This window comes from Psychrobacillus sp. FSL K6-4046 (assembly GCF_038624605.1).
Taxonomy (GTDB): Bacteria; Bacillota; Bacilli; order Bacillales_A; family Planococcaceae; genus Psychrobacillus.
Window position 1 is genome coordinate 1,145,043 of record NZ_CP152020.1, and the last position, 19,456, is coordinate 1,164,498.

General features: G+C 38.9%; 20 protein-coding genes and 1 riboswitch. Of the genes, 16 read left to right on the top strand and 4 right to left on the bottom strand.

The genetic code is table 11. From position 1 onward, the window contains the following. The first annotated feature begins 136 nt into the window (after positions 1–136). The 4 genes from MKY09_RS05515 (at position 137) to MKY09_RS05530 (ending at position 3,125) form a co-directional block, all read left to right on the top strand. Positions 137–601 carry an SAM-dependent methyltransferase gene (locus tag MKY09_RS05515; RefSeq protein WP_342567815.1) on the top strand — a complete coding sequence of 155 codons (465 nt, stop codon included), beginning with the start codon at positions 137–139 and terminating at the stop codon, positions 599–601. Positions 602–670: 69 nt separating this feature from the next. Further along, positions 671–1,021 (top strand): VOC family protein, encoded by a 351-nt coding sequence (locus MKY09_RS05520; protein ID WP_342567816.1) that lies wholly within the window; start codon positions 671–673, stop codon positions 1,019–1,021. A 56-nt stretch (positions 1,022–1,077) separates the two neighbouring features. Next, the gene (locus MKY09_RS05525) at positions 1,078–1,566 is read left to right on the top strand and encodes an MgtC/SapB family protein (RefSeq protein ID WP_169359609.1); all 489 of its coding nucleotides are present in this window, start codon (positions 1,078–1,080) and stop codon (positions 1,564–1,566) included. Positions 1,567–1,787: 221 nt separating this feature from the next. After that, the gene (locus MKY09_RS05530; protein ID WP_342567817.1) at positions 1,788–3,125 is read left to right on the top strand and encodes a hypothetical protein; all 1,338 of its coding nucleotides are present in this window, start codon (positions 1,788–1,790) and stop codon (positions 3,123–3,125) included. Between the two features lie 212 nt (positions 3,126–3,337). Here the strand turns inward: MKY09_RS05530 and MKY09_RS05535 are convergent, their stop codons facing one another. Then, positions 3,338–4,564: an FAD-dependent oxidoreductase gene (locus MKY09_RS05535; protein ID WP_342567818.1), complete on the bottom strand. Its 1,227-nt coding sequence runs from the start codon at positions 4,562–4,564 to the stop codon at positions 3,338–3,340. A gap of 130 nt (positions 4,565–4,694) precedes the next feature. Between MKY09_RS05535 and MKY09_RS05540 the strand changes: the two genes are divergently transcribed. Then, positions 4,695–5,594, top strand: coding sequence for a 5'-3' exonuclease (locus MKY09_RS05540; protein ID WP_169359612.1), 900 nt, complete (start codon positions 4,695–4,697; stop codon positions 5,592–5,594). Here MKY09_RS05540 and MKY09_RS05545 read toward each other — a convergent pair. Further along, entirely contained in the window at positions 5,542–6,081 is a 540-nt protein-coding gene (locus tag MKY09_RS05545; protein WP_342567819.1) for a C39 family peptidase, read from the bottom strand. The genes MKY09_RS05540 and MKY09_RS05545 overlap by 53 nt on opposite strands. Before the next feature lie 273 nt (positions 6,082–6,354). Between MKY09_RS05545 and MKY09_RS05550 the strand changes: the two genes are divergently transcribed. Further along, entirely contained in the window at positions 6,355–7,611 is a 1,257-nt protein-coding gene (locus MKY09_RS05550; RefSeq protein WP_342567820.1) for a GNAT family N-acetyltransferase, read from the top strand. Between the two features lie 97 nt (positions 7,612–7,708). Here the strand turns inward: MKY09_RS05550 and MKY09_RS05555 are convergent, their stop codons facing one another. Further along, on the bottom strand, positions 7,709–8,173 hold the full coding sequence (locus tag MKY09_RS05555; RefSeq protein WP_342567821.1) for an STAS domain-containing protein: 465 nt from the start codon (positions 8,171–8,173) through the stop codon (positions 7,709–7,711). A 170-nt stretch (positions 8,174–8,343) separates the two neighbouring features. Further along, on the bottom strand, positions 8,344–8,664 hold the full coding sequence (locus MKY09_RS05560) for a thioredoxin family protein (protein WP_169359616.1): 321 nt from the start codon (positions 8,662–8,664) through the stop codon (positions 8,344–8,346). Positions 8,665–8,862: 198 nt separating this feature from the next. Between MKY09_RS05560 and MKY09_RS05565 the strand changes: the two genes are divergently transcribed. The 10 genes from MKY09_RS05565 to MKY09_RS05610 all read left to right on the top strand — a co-directional run bounded on the left by MKY09_RS05565 (position 8,863) and on the right by MKY09_RS05610 (position 18,885). After that, positions 8,863–11,247 carry a 3-hydroxyacyl-CoA dehydrogenase/enoyl-CoA hydratase family protein gene (locus MKY09_RS05565; protein WP_342567822.1) on the top strand — a complete coding sequence of 795 codons (2,385 nt, stop codon included), beginning with the start codon at positions 8,863–8,865 and terminating at the stop codon, positions 11,245–11,247. A gap of 28 nt (positions 11,248–11,275) precedes the next feature. Next, complete coding sequence (locus MKY09_RS05570; RefSeq protein WP_169359618.1) at positions 11,276–12,451, top strand: acetyl-CoA C-acetyltransferase; 1,176 nt, start codon at positions 11,276–11,278, stop codon at positions 12,449–12,451. A gap of 85 nt (positions 12,452–12,536) precedes the next feature. Then, positions 12,537–14,318: an acyl-CoA dehydrogenase family protein gene (locus MKY09_RS05575; RefSeq protein WP_342567823.1), complete on the top strand. Its 1,782-nt coding sequence runs from the start codon at positions 12,537–12,539 to the stop codon at positions 14,316–14,318. Between the two features lie 255 nt (positions 14,319–14,573). After that, positions 14,574–14,936, top strand: coding sequence for an arsenate reductase family protein (locus MKY09_RS05580; protein ID WP_251556211.1), 363 nt, complete (start codon positions 14,574–14,576; stop codon positions 14,934–14,936). 73 nt (positions 14,937–15,009) lie between these two features. Next, positions 15,010–15,390 (top strand): glycine cleavage system protein GcvH, encoded by a 381-nt coding sequence (gene gcvH, locus MKY09_RS05585; RefSeq protein ID WP_169359621.1) that lies wholly within the window; start codon positions 15,010–15,012, stop codon positions 15,388–15,390. Positions 15,391–15,464: 74 nt separating this feature from the next. Next, on the top strand, positions 15,465–15,815 hold the full coding sequence (locus MKY09_RS05590) for a toprim domain-containing protein (RefSeq protein ID WP_169359622.1): 351 nt from the start codon (positions 15,465–15,467) through the stop codon (positions 15,813–15,815). A 10-nt stretch (positions 15,816–15,825) separates the two neighbouring features. After that, positions 15,826–16,146, top strand: coding sequence for a thioredoxin family protein (locus MKY09_RS05595; protein WP_169359623.1), 321 nt, complete (start codon positions 15,826–15,828; stop codon positions 16,144–16,146). A gap of 39 nt (positions 16,147–16,185) precedes the next feature. Beyond that, a riboswitch (SAM riboswitch) is annotated at positions 16,186–16,290 on the top strand. A 91-nt stretch (positions 16,291–16,381) separates the two neighbouring features. Continuing rightward, positions 16,382–17,407 (top strand): methionine ABC transporter ATP-binding protein, encoded by a 1,026-nt coding sequence (locus MKY09_RS05600; protein ID WP_342567824.1) that lies wholly within the window; start codon positions 16,382–16,384, stop codon positions 17,405–17,407. Continuing rightward, entirely contained in the window at positions 17,400–18,068 is a 669-nt protein-coding gene (locus MKY09_RS05605; RefSeq protein ID WP_342559748.1) for a methionine ABC transporter permease, read from the top strand. Before MKY09_RS05600 ends, MKY09_RS05605 begins: the two co-directional genes overlap by 8 nt. A gap of 13 nt (positions 18,069–18,081) precedes the next feature. Then, positions 18,082–18,885, top strand: coding sequence for a MetQ/NlpA family ABC transporter substrate-binding protein (locus MKY09_RS05610; protein WP_342559747.1), 804 nt, complete (start codon positions 18,082–18,084; stop codon positions 18,883–18,885). The last annotated feature ends 571 nt before the right edge of the window (positions 18,886–19,456 follow it).

Sequence of the window (19,456 nt, forward strand, 5' to 3'; positions counted from 1 at the left end):
TTATTCTATTTTATTTCCACAAGATTTGGTCATAATCCTTTAATGACTCATTTAAAATAACAATCACCTCGCATAACAAATTAGTAATGTATCACTTATGTATAGTTTGCTATGCTTGTTTAAAGGGGGCGTATTTATGCATACATTTCACGTTAGCTCTATTGGAACAGTACATAACACTAGAAAAACTCCAGAGGATGATTATTGGGGGGAGGTAGTTTCTGAAATCAGGTTAAACAATGATTGGGACGAGAGCAGTCTAGATGGTATTGATGCTTTTAGTCATGTGGAAATCATTTTCTTGTTTCACCTAGTTTCTGACGATCACGTTCAATATACTGCTAGGCATCCAAGAAACAATACGACTTATCCGAAGGTAGGTATATTCGCGCAGCGAGGTAAGAATCGACCAAATAAAATCGGACTTACTACGGTTGAATTGATTGAACGGGACGGGTCATCGATCTTTGTCAAAGGGTTAGATGCGATAGATGGGACTCCAGTGCTAGACATTAAGCCCGTAATGAGCGAATTTCTGCCGAAGGGGAAAGTGAAGCAGCCAAAATGGTCAACTGAATTAATGCTGAATTATTGGGAGTAAGCTTTAAAAAGGACTTAAGCGTCCGATAGCGAATAAAAGAAAGAGTACAGTTTATATAGGAGGGAGCATATGAGTATAATCGAACGAATAGATACGGTCTGCTTAAAGGTTCGGGATATTAATACCGCAAGCAGCTGGTATCAGGAGATGCTAGGACTGGAGGAACAGTATAGGGAGGAACACTATGCCATTTTGAAAATTGGAGAAAGTGGTGTACCCTTAACTCTTGAAAAGGGAGAGCCAAATGGTGGAGGGAATAGTACATATCCAATCTTTTTCTCTTCTTCTATAGATGAAGCGCATAAAACATTATCCAGTCGAGGAGTAAAGGTCACAGATATACAGCAGGATGGCCTTAACACCTATTTTGAGCTGTTCGACGTAGATGGGAACAAATCTCAAATTTGTTACTGGAAATAAGGATGCTCTAAAAGATATATAGTAAAAAGAACAACTTTTAAAGGGTGGAATGCACATTGGACTTTGTCACATCATTATTTAACTCACATTATGATCTATATATAAGATTAGCAGTAGCCACATTCATAGGTCTGTTAATAGGACTAGAGAGGGCTATTAAGCACAAGCCTGCAGGGATTCGTACGCATATTTTAGTATGTCTCGGCTCTACACTGGCGATGAGCTTATCTACCTTAAACCAAGGGCCTTATATGGATCCCATGCGATTAGCAGCCCAAGTTATTAGCGGTATCGGCTTTCTAGGCGCAGGAGTTATTTGGGTGGATAAGGATAACGTGAAACGAGGTCTAACAACAGCAGCAAATCTTTGGATTACCGCATGCGTAGGATTAACAATCGGTTATGGCGCATATGATTTAGCAATACTCACAGTTTTCCTCATGTTTATCGCCATGAACCTTCCAAGGGTATTAGAGAAGATGAGACTTCTACCTCCAAGAGGGAAAGAGAAGGAAGCGCATGAGGTTGATAGTGATGGGGAATAAAAGGTGGAACAAAGCCACGCTACCAGTTCAGTTACTGGAGTGATGGCTTTTTCTTTGTATAATCTATATTGTTTAATTCGCAGCAAATAGGAATGAAACAGCCTGCCTATTAATATTATTTTAGAGAGGATTCTTTGAACAGAATCGTTTGCGGATAAACTAATTTTTAGTACAAGACTTCTTTGCTAGAACGACTATATGATAAAAGAAAGGAGTATTATTTGGAGCTATTCCTTATCAAGTCATTTAAACATCTTAGTTTGTATGAAAAAGAATGGTCCACTATTTTAGCAGCAAATCAAAATTCTAATCCATTTCTAGAATTTCATTTTATATACAATTGGTGGAGATATTTTTCAGACGATAAGAAAATTGAGATTTATAGTGTTAGAGAAAACCAGAAAGTCATTGCTTTTTTTCCCTTTATAGTGAGTAAAAAGAACAATGTTAAAATTGTGCAAACATTAGCTATTCAATCCTGTCCTTATACAGACTTCGTAGTAAAGAAGAGAGATTTAGATAGGGTGCTTATGTTTGTGATGGACGGAATTATTTTAGATAAGCAGCAGGCAGTATTCTTGATTAATTCGTTAAGTTATGACAATCATACACATCTAAAATTAAGGAATTACATGAATGCTAGAAGCTACAAATGTATAGAAAAGAAAAATAATCCAGTAGAAATTTTACATGCTATAACTCCAATGATGGAAGTAAAGCTAAGGGCAATAGGTGATCTACAGGAAGAGGTAGTGACATTTGACCAATTGCAGTCTTTATTAGAGGGAAACATGGACAAATTTAATCACTCCAGTAACGATAGATTGGATTTTATGAAAAAGTTTGAAGGTGATCGGCCTCATGTCAGCGCAAAGGTAATACATCTTAATAATGAATTAATAGCGTTTTCTTATGGTTTTCAGTGGCTGGATAAATACATGGAGTACGGAAACGGAAAACTAAAGGATCTTTTTCATGCTGAGAAGCTGCTTGGCGAGGCTATGCCCATACATGCTCCAGGCACTGTGTCTATCCTATTTTCAACTAAAAATTTTAGGGGTAAGCTTGGTCTTATCCTGGAAAAGCGTCATATAGCAAAATATGAAAGAAAACAATTGAATCCTACTAAGAAGAAGGCATTTAAGAAAAAGCATTCTATTCTTATTGCTGAGCTCAACGATATCCACATCAAAGCCCCCAATTGTAACTTTAAAAGTATTTCTAACACAGAGATATGGTCAGGTAACCGACAAAGATTCCTTCTCAATTACCTTCGAGGTTTCGAGGGCTATCATTCTGGAAATCCCCAAAACACTTTTTGGATCAATTCAACATCGCTTTATATTGATGAACTAAATCATAAAGAAAAGCTATCTGAAGGAACTCTATTTATAGAAGGGTGGGAGTCTGAGGAGCTAGAAAAGATACTATGCTTTACACAAACAAACTACAGAGTACGGAATATATTAGTACGTGTTAATAAAGACAACAAAAATCAAATCAAAAAATTAATGCTTTTTGGATTTCAAATTAGAGATAAGATTTTGATTCCTAGCTAGGAGAAGGTTTTTTCTCTGCGTGCAAAGTCTAATTACTAGGCTTGACCCACAAATAGAAGGAGTCGACTTTTGATTGGAGGGCAGAGTGGAGACTTTCAACGAGAATAGTGCGAGCTGAAGATCCAGGAGAGCACATATCGTTACTTTAATAGAAAAAACTTTAGACAAAACATCACAATTCCTGGTGTTTATCTAAAGTTTGGAGCGACTAATTATTGATTAGTCGCTTCTTTGCTTTTACTTAGCCTATTCAACTGTACAATCTCAGCATCCTCATTCTTATGACCGGTTATTAAATCTCTCAATATATGAGATCCGAGCATACTATAAACGGTTCCGTTTCCACCATAACCTAATAGGTAATAATGATTTTCTTTCGTTGGATGTTCTCCAATGAATGGAAGATTATCAGTAGATTCTCCAAAAGTCGCAGCATATGCATAATCAATGCTTATATCGTATTGGGGGAATAGTTCTTTTGCTTGGAAAAGAAGATTTTCTACTCTCTTCATCATCAGCTCTTCCGATTGTGGTGCCTCAGGTTGGTCTTTGTCCATACCACCTATAATTAATCTACCTTCTTTGCATGTACGAGCGTATAAGTAAGGTCGCTTTGTCTCCCATATTAAAGCTTTTTCATGCCAGCCACTTAAATTACTAATAGGATTGCTGACGAACACATAAGAATGATTGATATCAGCTCCCCTACGTTTTCCAACAGGGACATCCTCATATCCAGTCGTATATACAACTTTTTTAGCATAGAACGATTTTCCAGTTGTTCGAACTTCCAGATCATCATCTCTATCTATCACATTTATAACTTCTGTATATGGATATAGATGAACGTCTAGCTCTTCCGCTTTTCGAAGAACCCCCTGTACAAACTTTAACGGGTTAACCTCTGCGTCACCTAAAGTTAGTAGGGCGCCATCCTTGGAAAAGGAAAATTTTTTGGCTATCTCGTTTCTTCCTAAATAATCACAAGGAAAGTTATATTTTTGAAGTGTTATGTATTCCGCCTTTAGCTTCTCGACATCATTTTCTTCGCTAGCAAAACACAGGCTAGGGCGTCGTATAAAATCCGAATCCTCATCGAGACTTTTAGCCACAAGCTCTAATTCATCCATTGCTTCATAACAGAGCTGATAAAAGCGAACAGCATCCTTTTCGCCGATTTGGTCAATTAGTTCATGAAGCATAATGTCATTTGAATACTGAAGTAATCCTGTATTCGCACTAGTGCTGCCGGTACCCATCATACGTTTATCTAATACTGCAACCTTCAATCCTGTATTCGCAAGCGATAGCGCAGTTAAGGAGCCAGACATTCCTCCACCGACAATAACGACATCGTATATATCTAAAGGCTCAATGAATGTTGGAGTAAATGGTTTTGTTGTAGTTGGCCAATAAAGAGACCCGTTATGTAGATTCATATGTACCTCCAAAGAGTTTTTTAGAATTATATACCCTTAATTTTTATTTTCAATCCATGTTATAATAATATGTGATAAAAGTATTAAACTGCTTGTTTAGGTGCTTTTAATAAACTAAAGGATGATGTATATGACACAGGAAAAACCTCGTGTATTAGTTATAGATGGTATGGCATTATTATTCCGTTCTTTCTTTGCAACTGCTATGTCAGGAAACTATTTTAAAAATGAAAAGGGGATTCCAACGAATGCAGTACAGGGCTTTGCTCGTCATGTATTGGCAGCACAGGAGCTAATGAACCCTACTCATATGGCGGTTTGCTGGGATAAAGGAATGAAAACGTTTAGAAATGATTTATTTGATGGGTATAAAGCGAATCGGCCAAAGCCAGCAGAGGAGATGATTCCTCAATTTGATATGGCCCAGGAGCTGTCGGAGCATTTAGGATGGCAAAACTTTGGGATAGTTGGAATGGAAGCAGACGATACGATTGCATCTATCACACATAAATGGAAAGACGAAGCCCATTTCACGATTGTCAGTGGCGATAAGGATTTACTTCAGCTTTTAGATCCTTCTACTGAAATTGCATTCACGAAAAAGGGCTTTACGATATATGACTACTATAATCATGAAAGATTCACAGATGAATACGGTATCTCTCCACTGCAGTTCCCGGATGTGAAGGCTTTTATGGGAGATTCCAGTGATGGCTATGCAGGTGTGAAGGGTATTGGACCGAAAACTGCTCTTCAGCTTATACAAGCCTATGGTTCAGTTGAAAAGGTAATAGACTCACTGCATCTCTTAACAAAGGGACAGCGAACAAAAATTGAGGCTGATTTAGAAATGCTTCACTTATCGAAGCAGCTTGCTACCATCAGTAGAGATGTACCAATTGAAGCGGAGCTCGATCACTTAGTCATACCGAATATTGATACGAACAAATTCGATTTTTTATATGAGCATGGCTACACTATTTTAGCTCGTCAGCTGCAAGGGAAACAGAAGCCGGTGGGACAACTTTAATAAATGTGAGGATAGGGGCATTTTCTGTATATTTTATCTTGCGTATAGAACTTTCTCGTCCTCTTCCACCATTATCATGAACGATTAAATAGAGTTCATCGTTATTTTTTTCATACCCAATTAATGGTACCCAGTGATAGGAAAAAGAGAATTTCTGTTTCCATTTAAAAGAAAAATATTTATCAAACTTTAATGCCACTGGTCTACCTTGTTGCAGCTCACCTAAGGACTCCTCTATGGAGCATTTTTGGATTGTCCAACCAGGACCAAGAAGCTTTTTTAATCGCCTAATAAATCGATATGTAAATAGACCGATTCTTGTTCCTTTTAAATGTTTATACAAATCGTTAGGAATGTAGGAGTGGTTCGGTAAAAGATAGTTTAGGAGCACATATACTGTGACCGGTCCACATGCAGAAGATTGTAGCTTTGGATTAATGGAAACATCGTACTGGGAAAAGCCTTTAACCGGCAATTGGATTTTCAAGTTAATTCTCCTTTCTGGTTACTATATACAGTACGTTTATGTTACCCTAAAAGTTTTTACTAAAAGCATTAAATTAAGTTAATTTCCTAAATAACGTTTTCCATTTTTAACACGAACAATTATTTGATTGAATGCGGCATGATAGACAAGGCGTTGCAATTAGACTTGTGTATCAGTCGCTAGCAGAACGGTTTCCAGTAGCTAAAATCAATTATTGTTCGTGTTTTTTATATAAATAGCAATTCTAATTTAATTACTAAGGGGATGGATGGTTTGATTAGAGTATTAGAGGAAACGGATTTTGAGGCAGCAGCTGACCTAGCGTCTATGGCATATCCAGGAATGGGCATTCAGTCAGAGGAAAAGAAGAAGGAATATGAGGAAAGACTGAAACGAGAGCAAAGGGAAGAAAACGGTATTCTTTTTTATGGAAGCTTTAACGCGAAAGAAGAATTAGTAGGAATCTACCGACGAAGTGATTTTGAATGTAATATTAATGGTGAGTTTCAACGTCTATTTGGGATAGGCATGGTGGCAGTACATATTTTACATAAGAAGGAAAAGGTAGCATTTGAGCTGTTGAACCATTTTCACCAAGAAGCAAGAAAGGAAAATGTGGCTCTTGTGGCTCTATATCCTTTTAGCTCTAGTTTTTACCGCAAAATGGGCTATGGCTACGGTCCATTAAAGTACGAGTTTAGGATAAAACCGGGTGCTTTAAATAGTAATGGACAGAAGGACTTGGTAGAGCTGTTATCTCCTACAGATGTAGAAGAAATTACAGTCTTATATAACCACTTTGCCCAAATGCATCATGGTATGATCAAACGGACATGGAGTGAGCGTCAGCATATTAAAAATGCAGCATCTCGTTATGTAGGGGTCCGAGAAGACGGCAAGCTGATAGGGGCCTTGGCTTTTAGCCTTCAGCCAGTGAAGGATAGTCACTTCCTGCATCAAAATATGATGATTCATGAGTGGGTATGGAGTAGCCAGAAGGGCTTTAAGCAGCTAGAGGCATGGGTTCATTCCCAGCAGGACCAGGTTGATCGAATCATATATGGAACGAACAACCCCGCATTTGTTTATAGCTTAAACAATCCACCAAATGACTCTAATCACTTAATACCTAGTGTCTATCATGAGGTGGCCACCACTGGATCGGGTTTAATGTATCGGATTTCAGATATTCCACTCTTTTTTAAGCAAATGCATTTTCAAACACTTCGCAAGCCAGCCGGCCAACCAGAAATTATTGTGAAGGTCGAGGACACCTTTATCGAGGAGCAGTCAGGCTTTTATAAGCTTTCATTTTTGGGTGGAGAATGGGATATTGAAAAAGTTGGAGAGAATATCGGTCAGGTGAATATCGAAATAGGAATTCAAGATTTAAGTGCATGGTGGATGGGCTGTGTATCGATTAAGGATTTGGATAGCTATGGTGAAGTAGTAGTGAAGGGTTGTAGCCCAGAGGATTTAGATGACTGGTTTAAGCCACGAAAAGCACCAATTTGTATGACAAATTTTTAAGTTAACATGATAAAAAAGACAAAGGGAGATGCGAGAACAATTTCTCGTTTCCTTTGTCGCTAGAAAAAAGGTTTAGGAGAAATCCCTAATCCTTTTTTTATTTAGAAGCGATTGTTTTATTGGATTCTTGCAGTAGGCGGTTCAATGCTTCTCGGAAATTTTTATATGTTTCGATATTAACATGTAGATCTGCATGGACAATTTCTCGAATAAATTTTGGGTTAAAGCCAACATAGATTGGACGGATTCCCATTAAACGAAGAGAGCTATTCAGTCGGGATATAGATATGGCCAATTCATTGTAATCGAATTCCTCAATATGCTCCACAGTTACCCCGGTAAAATCGAAAATAGCGTGTTCTACTTCTTTATGCTCGCCAATATATTGTAGTGTTTCCGTCTCAATATTTTCAAACCGTTCCTTATACATATAGCCGGCAATCGGCATCAAAATTGTTTTAGGCACAATAGATGGAATGATTGGGGTTGACATTGCTTTTATAATTCGTTCATAGTAAGCGACTTTCTCTTTTAATTCCAGAATTTCGTTATCTTGCGACAAATATAACACCTCTGTTTTTCTTATTATGGTAAGAAAGTAGAAGAGGACTGTCGTTAAGAGCAGTCCTATTTCCTTTCATACTTTCTAAGGTTACCTTGGCTTATTCTAAAGAAAGTATAGACTATTCAGTTTTGAATATTATGCCTATATGTAGCTGTTCTAAATAGTATCTATTTAGTTTGCGCTTGTAAAAATTCTTCTACCTGGTCCGGTGTTTTCGCATTTGCACTATGCAGGTGAGCTTTTTTCTCGCCGTTTTGGTATATAAGTAGGCTAGGAATCCCCATTACTTCATATTTTTCAGCGATTTCAGGTAGCTCGTCACGATTTACTTCATACCATGCGTAATTATTATACTTTTCCATGATAGGATCGATAAACATTTCCATGCGACGACAATCAGGACACCAGCCTGCTTCAAATTTTACTAATACCTCTTGATCACCAGAAATGATTTCATTAAATTGCTCAGTTGTAGTAATTTTTTTCATTATAAGATACCTCCAATGATAATACTTACAGTTTACACTGTTTCCCAAATAGGAGAAAGAAAAATGTATTAAATTATTCATTTTATTATTGCGAAAATTTAAACATTGCACTAGAATAATAGATATAGAGATTGCTTCTATTTTTTTTGTAATTAAAATGAATGAGCGTTCATTCAAGATGAAGGGGAGGCTTTGCACGTGACATATCAAATTAAAAAAGCAGCTGTACTTGGTTCAGGGGTAATGGGATCTGGGATTGCAGCTCACTTAGCAAACATCGGTATACCAACACTTTTGCTGGATATCGTACCAAAAGAAGTTAGTAAAGAGGATGAAGCAAAAGGACTTACATTGGAGCATCCTTCCGTACGTAATCGTTTTGCGGAAACTGCCGTACAGAAATTATTAAAGCAAAAACCAGCACCATTAACATCGAAAAAGAACCTGCAATTAATCACGGCAGGGAATTTAGAGGATGATCTTGAAAAGCTAAAAGATGTGGACTGGATTATTGAAGTAGTAGTAGAAAACTTAGATATTAAGAAAAATTTATATGACAAAATAGATGCAGTTCGTAAGCCAGGCACAATTATAAGCTCTAACACATCAGGAATCAGTATCAATGCAATGGTAGAAGGTAGATCAGAAGACTTTGGCAAGCATTTCCTAGGTACTCATTTCTTCAATCCACCTCGTTATTTGAAGCTACTAGAAGTGATTCCTGCTAATACAACTGCTCCTGAAGTAGTAGAATTTATGCAAACCTTTGGTGAGGATGTGCTTGGAAAAGGTGTTGTTCTTGCAAAGGATACGCCTAACTTCATAGCCAACCGAATTGGAACATACGGTTTACTTGTAACCCTTCGTGAGATGCAAGCAAGAGGCTACTCGGTTGGAGAGGTAGATTCTGTTACTGGTCCACTTATTGGCCGTCCGAAGTCTGCTACGTTCCGTACACTTGATGTAGTAGGTCTTGATACATTTGCTCACGTAGCAAAGAACGTGTATGACCAAACAACAGGGGAAGAGCAAAAGGTTTTTGAAGTACCCGCTTTCATGCAAAAAATGCTTGAAAACAAGTGGCTTGGTGCTAAAACAGGGCAAGGCTTCTTCTTAAAAGAAGGCAAAGAAATTAAAGAACTTGACCCAGAAACACTAGAATACGGCCCAATGAAAAAGCTAAAAACGCCATCTATGGAAATGGCGAAGCAGCAAAAAGGGTTAGCGGCTAAAGTGAAAACGTTAACATACGCAAAGGATCGCACGGGAGAGCTTTTATGGAGTATCTTAAGTCCGACGCTTGTCTATTCAGCGCAGCTTCACGGTGAAATTGCAGATGATATCGTTGCGATTGACAATGCCATGAAATGGGGCTTCGGCTGGCAGCAAGGACCGTTTGAAATTTGGGATGCAATCGGAGTAAAAACCTCTGTTGAAAAAATGCAGTCAGAGGGCTATGAAATACCTGCTTTCGTTCAGTCCTTATTAGATAAAGGATTCGATTCCTTCTATAAAGAAGATAACGGTGAATTGTTCTTCTTTGACGGAGCGGATTACCAGGCGGTACCAGTCAATGAAAAAATGATTAACCTAAAAAGCTACAAGAAAAAGCATGGTGTCATTAAGTCGAATTCAGGAGCTAGCCTGATTGATTTAGGAGACGGGATTGCATTGCTTGAATTCCACTCTAAGTCCAATTCTATTGGGTTAGATATTCTTCAAATGATTAACTTTGCTGTCGATGAAGTAGAGAAAAACTTTAAGGGTCTTGTTATTAGTAACCAAGGTAAAAACTTCAGCGTTGGAGCAAACCTTGGCATGATTCTAATGGAAGCGCAAGATGACAATATTTTTGAACTTGATTTCGTTGTTCGTCAATTCCAAAATGCGACAATGAAAATTAAATATTCTTCGAAGCCAGTAGTAGTTGCTCCTTTTGGAATGACATTAGGCGGAGGAGCAGAGGTTACTCTACCAGCAGCTCATATCCAGGCATCTTCTGAAACATATATGGGACTTGTGGAAGCGGGCGTTGGTCTAATCCCTGGTGGTGGGGGTAATAAAGAGCTTTACATGAAACACCTAAAAGGAATTCCAAACGGAGTGCAAATAGATTACTTAAATGTAGCTAGCAAGGTTTTTGAAACAATCGCTATGGCTAAGGTATCCACTTCGGGTGAAGAGGCACGTGAGAACAATTTCTTAAGCATGGCTGACGGCATTAGCGTTAACCCAGATCACTTAATCTATGATGCGAAGCAAGCCGCACTAGCTCTTGCAGAAGCAGGCTATAAGGCGCCGATTCGTGAAAAGGTACCTGTTGTAGGATCCCCGGGATATGCAGCACTTTTATTAGGAGCTGAAGGCATGTTCTTATCAGGATATATTAGTGAGCATGATTTGAAAATTGCTAAAAAGCTTGCCTATGTGATTGCTGGTGGAGAGGTTCCATACGGTACGTTAGTAGATGAGCAATATTTATTGAACTTAGAGCGCGAAGCTTTCTTAAGCTTAGTTGCAGATCCTAAATCTCAGGCAAGAATGCAGCACATGTTAGTGAAAGGTAAACCATTACGCAACTAGACTGCGTTAGGTAAAAGGAGGAGAACTCATGCGTGAAGCAGTTATCGTAGCAGGTGCAAGAACACCAGTTGGTAAAGCGAAAAAAGGATCTCTAGCCAATGTACGCCCAGATGATTTCGGGGCATTGGTAGTAAAAGAGACATTAAAAAGAGCGGGCGGATACGATGGCCCAATAGATGATTTAATCTTAGGATGTGCAATGCCAGAAGCAGAGCAAGGAATGAACGTAGCTCGTAATATCGGTGCACTTGCTGGACTTCCAGATACAACACCAGCAATCACAATCAATCGTTTCTGTTCCTCTGGCTTACAATCCATCGCATATGCGGCTGAACGTATTATGCTAGGTCACTCCGAGGCAATTATTGCCGGAGGAGTAGAGTCTATGAGTATGGTTCCAATGATGGGTAATGTCATTCGACCAAATGCTCATTTAGCAGAAACAGCGCCTCAATATTATATGGGAATGGGTCATACAGCAGAGCAGGTGGCGAATAAGTATAATGTGAGCCGTGAAGACCAGGATGCATTTGCTGTTCGTTCACATCAGCTTGCTGCAGCGGCAATTGCAGCTGGTAAATTTAACGATGATATCGTTCCGGTTGAAGTGATCAAGCATTTCGTAGATGAAAACAACAAAGCGCAATCGAAAAAATTTATGTTCGAAATGGATGAGGGTGTACGTCCAGGAACAACAGTAGAAACACTTGCAAAATTACGTCCAGCATTCAACGTGCGTGGTTCTGTAACTGCAGGTAATGCATCTCAAACTTCGGACGGTGCAGGCGCAGTATTAGTGATGGATCGTGAAGTTGCAGAGGCACAGGGCTTAAAGCCGATAGCAAAATTCCGTTCATTCGCAGTTGGCGGCGTAGCTCCGGACGTAATGGGGATCGGACCAATTGTTGCGGTACCTAAAGCATTGAAAATTGCAGGTCTATCTATTGAAGATATCGATCTATGGGAGATCAATGAAGCATTCGCTTCTCAATCCATCCAAGTCGTTCGTCATTTAGGTATCGATCTAGATAAAGTAAATGTAAATGGTGGAGCTATCGCACTAGGGCATCCACTTGGAGCAACAGGTTCTATCTTAACTCTAAAAATGATGAGCGAACTTAGAAGACAAGGGAAGCAATTCGGTGTTGTGACGATGTGTATTGGTGGAGGCATGGGAGCAGCTGGAGTATTTGAACTTCTTTAATTTAAAGAGGGAAATGCGCTTTGATTGAAGGGCGCATTTCACAATCAATTAAACAAACGTTTACACACAATAGGAGGAGAAGGAAATGACACAAGTTCAAGATGCAATTAAAGGTGGAAGCTTTTTAGTAGAGGATATTGAGGCAAGCCGCGTATTTACACCAGAGGATTTCAATGATGAGCAAAAAATGATTGCTAAAACAGCAGAAGACTATGTTAAAAACGAAGTATTACCTGTTGTGGAAAACCTAGAAAATCATGAGTTTGATCACTCTGTACGTTTATTGAAATCTGCTGGTGACTTAGGTCTTTTAGCAGCTGATATTCCAGAGGCATATGATGGCCTAGGATTAGACAAAATCTCTTCTGCATTAATCGCTGAAAAGCTATCAGTAGCAGGTGGATTCTCTATCACTCACGGAGCGCATGTAGGAATCGGTACGCTTCCAATCGTTCTTTTCGGTAATGAAGAACAAAAGAAAAAATACCTTCCAAGCTCAGCGTCAGGAGAAAAAATCTCTGCATACGCTTTAACAGAGCCAGGCTCAGGTTCAGATGCACTTGGAGCTAAAACAACAGCTAAATTAAATGAAGCAGGAACTCACTATGTCCTTAATGGTGAAAAGCAATGGATCACTAACGCAGGCTTTGCAGACGTATTCGTTGTTTACGCAAAAGTGGACGGAGACAAATTCTCTGCATTTATCGTGGAAAGAACATTCCCAGGAGTATCTGTAGGTGCAGAAGAGAAGAAAATGGGTATCAAATCTTCTTCTACACGTACGTTGATCCTAGAAGACGCACAGGTACCTGTTGAAAACCTATTAGGGGAAATTGGCCGTGGCCATATTATTGCATTCAACATCCTGAACATCGGTCGTTACAAATTAGGTGTAGGTACGATTGGTGGTTCTAAACGTGCATTAGAGCTAGCAATTACTTATTCTAATCAACGCCAACAATTTAAGACGCCTATTTCTTCATTCAATTTAACAAAGCAAAAGCTAGCAACTATGGCGTCTAAGCTATATGCAACAGAAAGCTTAATTTACCGTACAGTTGGTTACTTTGAGGATCGCATGAGCCAAATGAGCGAAGAAGATCAAAAAGACGGAACAAAAATTGCAGCTGCAATTGCTGAGTATGCGATTGAATGCTCTATTAACAAAGTAGTAGGGTCTGAGGTTCTAGATTACATCGCGGACGAAGCGGTTCAATTACATGGTGGGTACGGCTTTATGCAAGAATATGAAGTAGAGCGCATTTACCGCGACTCACGTATTAACCGTATTTTCGAAGGTACAAATGAAATCAACCGCTTAATCGTTCCAGGTACATTCCTGAAAAAAGCAATGAAGGGTGAATTACCACTTCTTCAAAAAGCACAAGGTCTGCAAGAAGAGCTATTAATGATGATGCCAGAGGAAGTTGGCGATGAAGCATTAGCCCAAGAAAAAGTGCTAGTTGCAAACGCTAAGAAAATCGGTATTTTAGCTGCTGGTATGGCTGCTCAACGTTTCGGGACAAAATTAGAAGCAGAGCAAGAAGTACTTGTACACATCGCAAACATTGCGAACAACATCTTTGCAATGGAATCAGCAGTACTTCGTACAGAAAAAGCGATCGCACGCAGTGGAGAAGAAAAAGCAACGCAAAAGCTTCTTTACACTCAAATCTTCTGCCAAGAAGCCTTCAATGAAATCGAAGCAGCAGCAAAAGAAACACTAATTGCTTCAGTTGATGGCGATAACTTACGTATGATGATTTCTGCACTTCGCAAGTTAACTCGCTACACACCATACAACGTGATCGAGAAAAAACGCGAAGCTTCCGTTAAGCTAATCGAAGCTGAAAAATTTGTAGTTTAATAACAGCATTGGCCATCTGGGACTCCAGATGGCTTTTTTGTTTAAGGGGGGATGAGATTATCACTGCTTAGACGTTGTTTATCATCGTTCAGAGAAAAAATATCACCGCTTAAGGAAATTCACGATAAATCTGTTTGAGAGATCGTCGAAATCTTGTTAGAAGCATCTCTTTTTATATAATAGTGTTTTTGCTTCTCTTTCTCTTGCATGAGTAACAAAATATTATTATGATAAAAAGAAAAAGGTGAGATATAAATGACAATCCAATTTTATGGATATCCAAAATGTAGTACATGCAACAAAGCAAGCAAATGGCTGAAAGATAACGATATCCCATTTGAGAACCATCATATCGTTGACGCACCGCCTTCAAAGGAACTTTTAAAGGAAATGGTGGCACAAGGCGATTATGAACTGAAAAAATTCTTTAATACTAGCGGCGTAAAATATCGTGAATTACAATTGAAGGACAAGCTTCCTACAATGTCGGAGGATGAGCAGTTAGAGCTGCTTGCTTCGGATGGAAAATTGATTAAACGACCTCTTGTATATAATGGACATAAGCTAACGCTTGGTTTTAAAGAAGAGCAGTTTGAAGACATGTGGAAAACCTCTTAAAGCACCTTGTATTTACTATGAAAATATGTGAATATTAAATAGAATGGATTAATTATTTGAGAGGGGTTTATTTATGAGCGTACCTAAAGATTTTAAGTACTCAGCTGAACATGAATGGGTAAAAAATGAGGACGGAAATGTCCGTATTGGAATTACTCATTTTGCACAATCTGAACTTGGAGATATCGTATTCGTTGAACTTCCACAAGTTGGCGATGAGATCAAGGCAGGAGACGCTTTTGGTAGCGTTGAATCCGTAAAAACTGTTTCAGAATTATATGCACCTATCAGTGGTAAAGTAGTAGAAGTAAATACTGAGCTAGAAGATAGCCCCGAATTTGTTAATGAATCACCTTATGAAAATGCATGGATGATCGTGGTTGAGCCTTCTGACGTATCAGAAGTGGACAGCTTATTATCTCCTGAAAAGTACGAAGAATTAATAGCAGAGTAATAATGAAAACGCCGGTTAATAATCGGCGTTTTTTTCATATAATAAAGGAAAGGATAAGTTGGGAGAGAAGCTAAATGGCACATGTATTTAGTGATAAAATTATTATCGTTGAGGGTAGGTCTGATAAGCTGCAATTATTAAGCCTTCTCGATGAATCTCCAGAAATTATATGTACTAATGGAACGATATCCGATGTAAAATTGGAGGAGCTATTAAGCCCTTATGATGGCTTGCCGATTTATGCTTTTCTAGATGCAGACAAATCCGGGGAACAAATTCGATCGGTCGTTAGGAAGGAGTATCCAGAGGCAATTCATTTGTATACGAACCCGACGTATGGCGAAGTAGCAAACACACCGGCGAAGGTTTTGGCATCTATATTAAAACGTGTTAATATTAAGGTGAAAAAAGAATTTTTACCTTAGGATGATGTGTATGAATGAATGGACTAGAGAACAATGGGATAGCGCTAAAAACAATTCAACACTTACCTTGTTTTATATCTATACGCCTATGTGTGGAACGTGTCAGGTAGCAAGTAAAATGATGAATGTTATTAAAGAAATGGTTACCTATCCAATTGGTCAGGCAAATATTAATTTTCTAGGTGATTTGGCGATAGAACAGGAAATTGAAAGCGTCCCTTGTCTTCTTATTACAAAACATGGGAAAGTGGAAAAGAAAATCTATGCTTTTCAATCAGTTCCTTACTTATTGGAAACAATAAAGGCTATTGACGAAGATGGAAACCTATGATAATATTCGTTATGTTGAAAACACAATTTAATAGTGTCGCTCTTATTAAGAGAGGTGGAGGGAAGTGCCCTTTGAAGCCCGGCAACCGTCATGAAAGTGAAATGGTGCCAAGTCACGCAAAGCTATAGCTTTGGGAAATGAGAGAATGGATGAACGTTATTTTAAATAGATAACATACACCCCTTCTGCTCTTTTGCAGAAGGGGTTTTTTATTAGGAAAGGTGGTCAGATTTACTTGATTAGTTTAAAAGAAGTTTCGAAAAGATTTATTACAAAGCAAGGAGAAATCGTTGCAGTTGATAGTGTAAATCTGGACATACAGCGTGGAGAAATTTTCGGGATTATTGGATACAGCGGAGCGGGCAAGAGTACGCTAATACGTTTGTTGAATGGGCTAGAAAAGCCATCTGACGGTCATATTACAGTGAATGGCCAGGAAATTACATCTATTAATGAGGACAAGCTTCGAAGCTTTCGTCAAAAAGTAAGCATGATCTTCCAGCATTTCAATTTACTATGGTCGCGAACAGTCGCTGAAAATATAGCATTCCCATTAGAAATTGCAGGAGTTCCAAAGGAAAAAAGAAAAGCTAGAGTAGAGGAGCTTTTAAGCCTTGTTGGATTGGAAGGAAGAGGAGACTCTTACCCATCTCAATTATCTGGAGGACAAAAGCAACGCGTAGGAATTGCAAGAGCGTTGGCTAATGGTCCAGAGGTATTGCTTTGTGATGAGGCAACATCAGCTCTTGACCCTGAAACAACCGACTCCATTTTAGACTTGCTCGTAAGCATTAATGAAAAACTAGGATTAACCATTGTGTTAATCACCCATGAGATGCAAGTTATTCAAAAGATCTGTAACCGAGTAGCGGTTATGGAAAATGGGCAAGTTGTAGAAGAGGGAGATGTGCTTGAGGTATTCCAAAAGCCACAACAGCCTATTACAAAGCGTTTCGTTTCTCAAATTTCAGATTCTAAAGAGCCAATTCAAACCATTCAAAACCTAGTTAAGCTTTATCCAAACGGCAAGCTAGTTAAGCTCGTTTTCGTTGGAGATACTACAGAGCAACCAATTCTTTCGAGATTAATCAAACAGTTCGATTTAGAGGTAAACATTGTCCAAGGGAATATCTCTCACACGAAAAGTGGAGCGTTCGGGACACTAATCCTGCAAATCGATGGAAATGAACAAGCGGTGGAAGATGCCATTCAATTTATCCACTCGCAAAAAGTTAAAACTGAGGTGATCAACAATGATTGAATCGTTATTTCCAAATGTTGATTGGCCTAAAATGTGGGAAGCCACTATAGAAACCCTTTATATGACTGCAATTTCTACAGTCCTAACAGCAATCTTTGGACTAATTTTAGGACTATTATTATTTTTGACAAGCCCACACCAAGCATGGGCAAATAAAATAGCAAACTGGTTGACCAGTGGAGTAGTCAATATTTTCCGTTCTATTCCGTTTATTATTTTAATCATTTTGTTGATACCATTTACAACGTTGTTGACGGGATCGATGCGTGGTCCGAATGCGGCCATCCCTGCATTAGTAATTGGAGCGGCTCCATTTTATGCCCGTATGGTTTTAATCGCACTACGAGAAATCGACAAGGGTGTTTTAGAGGCAGCTAAATCGATGGGTGCTAAAACCTCTACAATCATTTGGAAGGTTTTATTGCCAGAATCGATGCCAGCCTTAGTATCTGGTATTACCGTAACTTGTATATCACTAGTTGGTTATACAGCAATGGCGGGAATTATTGGAGCTGGAGGACTTGGGAATCTAGCATTTTTAGATGGATTCCAACGTGGACGCGGAGATGTAACGCTTATTGCTACTATTTTAATATTAATCATCGTCTTTATTCTACAATGGATTGGCGATATTATTACTACAAAAATTGATAAAAGATAGGGAGAGATTGAAAATGAAAAAATTATTGGCTGGGGTTTTATTATCTGTTAGTGCATTAACGCTTGCTGCTTGTGGTGATGAGGATAGCGACAAATTAGTTGTTGGTGCCTCTAACGTACCGCACGCAGAAATTTTAGAGCAGGTAGTACCTATTTTAGAAGAACAAGGCATTGAGCTTCAAATTGAAACGTACCAAGATTACGTACTACCAAATAAAGACTTAAATAATGGCGACCTAGATGCCAATTATTTTCAACATGCTCCTTATCTAGAATCACAAATGAATGATTTCGACTATGACTTCGTAAATGCTGGTGGCATCCATATCGAGCCGATTGGTCTTTACTCTCAAAAGTATGATTCGATTGAAGAGCTTCCTGAAGGAGCAACGATCCTAATGAGTAATTCGGTTGCTGACCATGGCCGTGTGCTAGCAATGCTAGAAGCAGAAGGGCTAATTACACTTGCTGAGGGAATAGATAAAACAAAAGCAGAAATTGATGACATTATAGACAACCCGAAAAACCTAGAATTCGATCCAAACTACGAAGCTGCTTTAATGGTTCAGCTATATGAAAACAATGAAGGCGACGCATTGCTAATCAACTCCAACTACGCAATCGATGCTGGCTTAAATCCACTAGAGGATGCAATCGCAATTGAAGACTCAGAATCTCCATACGTAAACCTAGTAGCGGTAAACGCAGGTGACGAAAAAGACGAGCGCATCAAAGCACTAGTAGAAGCACTACAATCCAAAGAAATTCAAGATTTCATCTTAGAAGAATGGGGCGGAGCAGTAGTTCCGGTGAAATAATTGATATAGTTGTAGAGTGAAGCAAGCACCTGGTGTGCTTGCTTTTTTTTTGTGGGGTGGGAGAGGTGTGGGTTAAGGGGGAGAAAGCCCGTAAACGTGAGAACCGCCCGTAAACTAACGGAAAGTGTCCCATAAAGGGTGTGAAAGCGCCCATAAACCAGTTGAAACTGACCCATAAATGAAAGAAAAGCGCCCATAAACGTGAGAACCGCCCATAAGCTAGCGGAAAGTGTCCCATAAAGGGTGTGAAAGCGCCCATAAATCAGTTGGAATTAACCTATAAATGAAAGAAAAGCGCCCATAAACGCGAGGATCGCCCGTAAACTAGTGCAAAGTGTCCCATAAAGGGTGTGAAAGCGCCCATAAACCAGTTGAAACTGACCCATAAATGAAAGAAAAGTGCCCATAAACGTCAGAACCGCCCATAAACCAGTTAAACTAATCCCTCGATCGAACCCATAAAAACCTACATATACTCTCTTAAATGTTTCATCACAAATAGGTTTAATTACCAAATTAATGGTATCTTTCTTAAGGTAATTTTGCTAATCTAAAATTGAGGTGATGACTA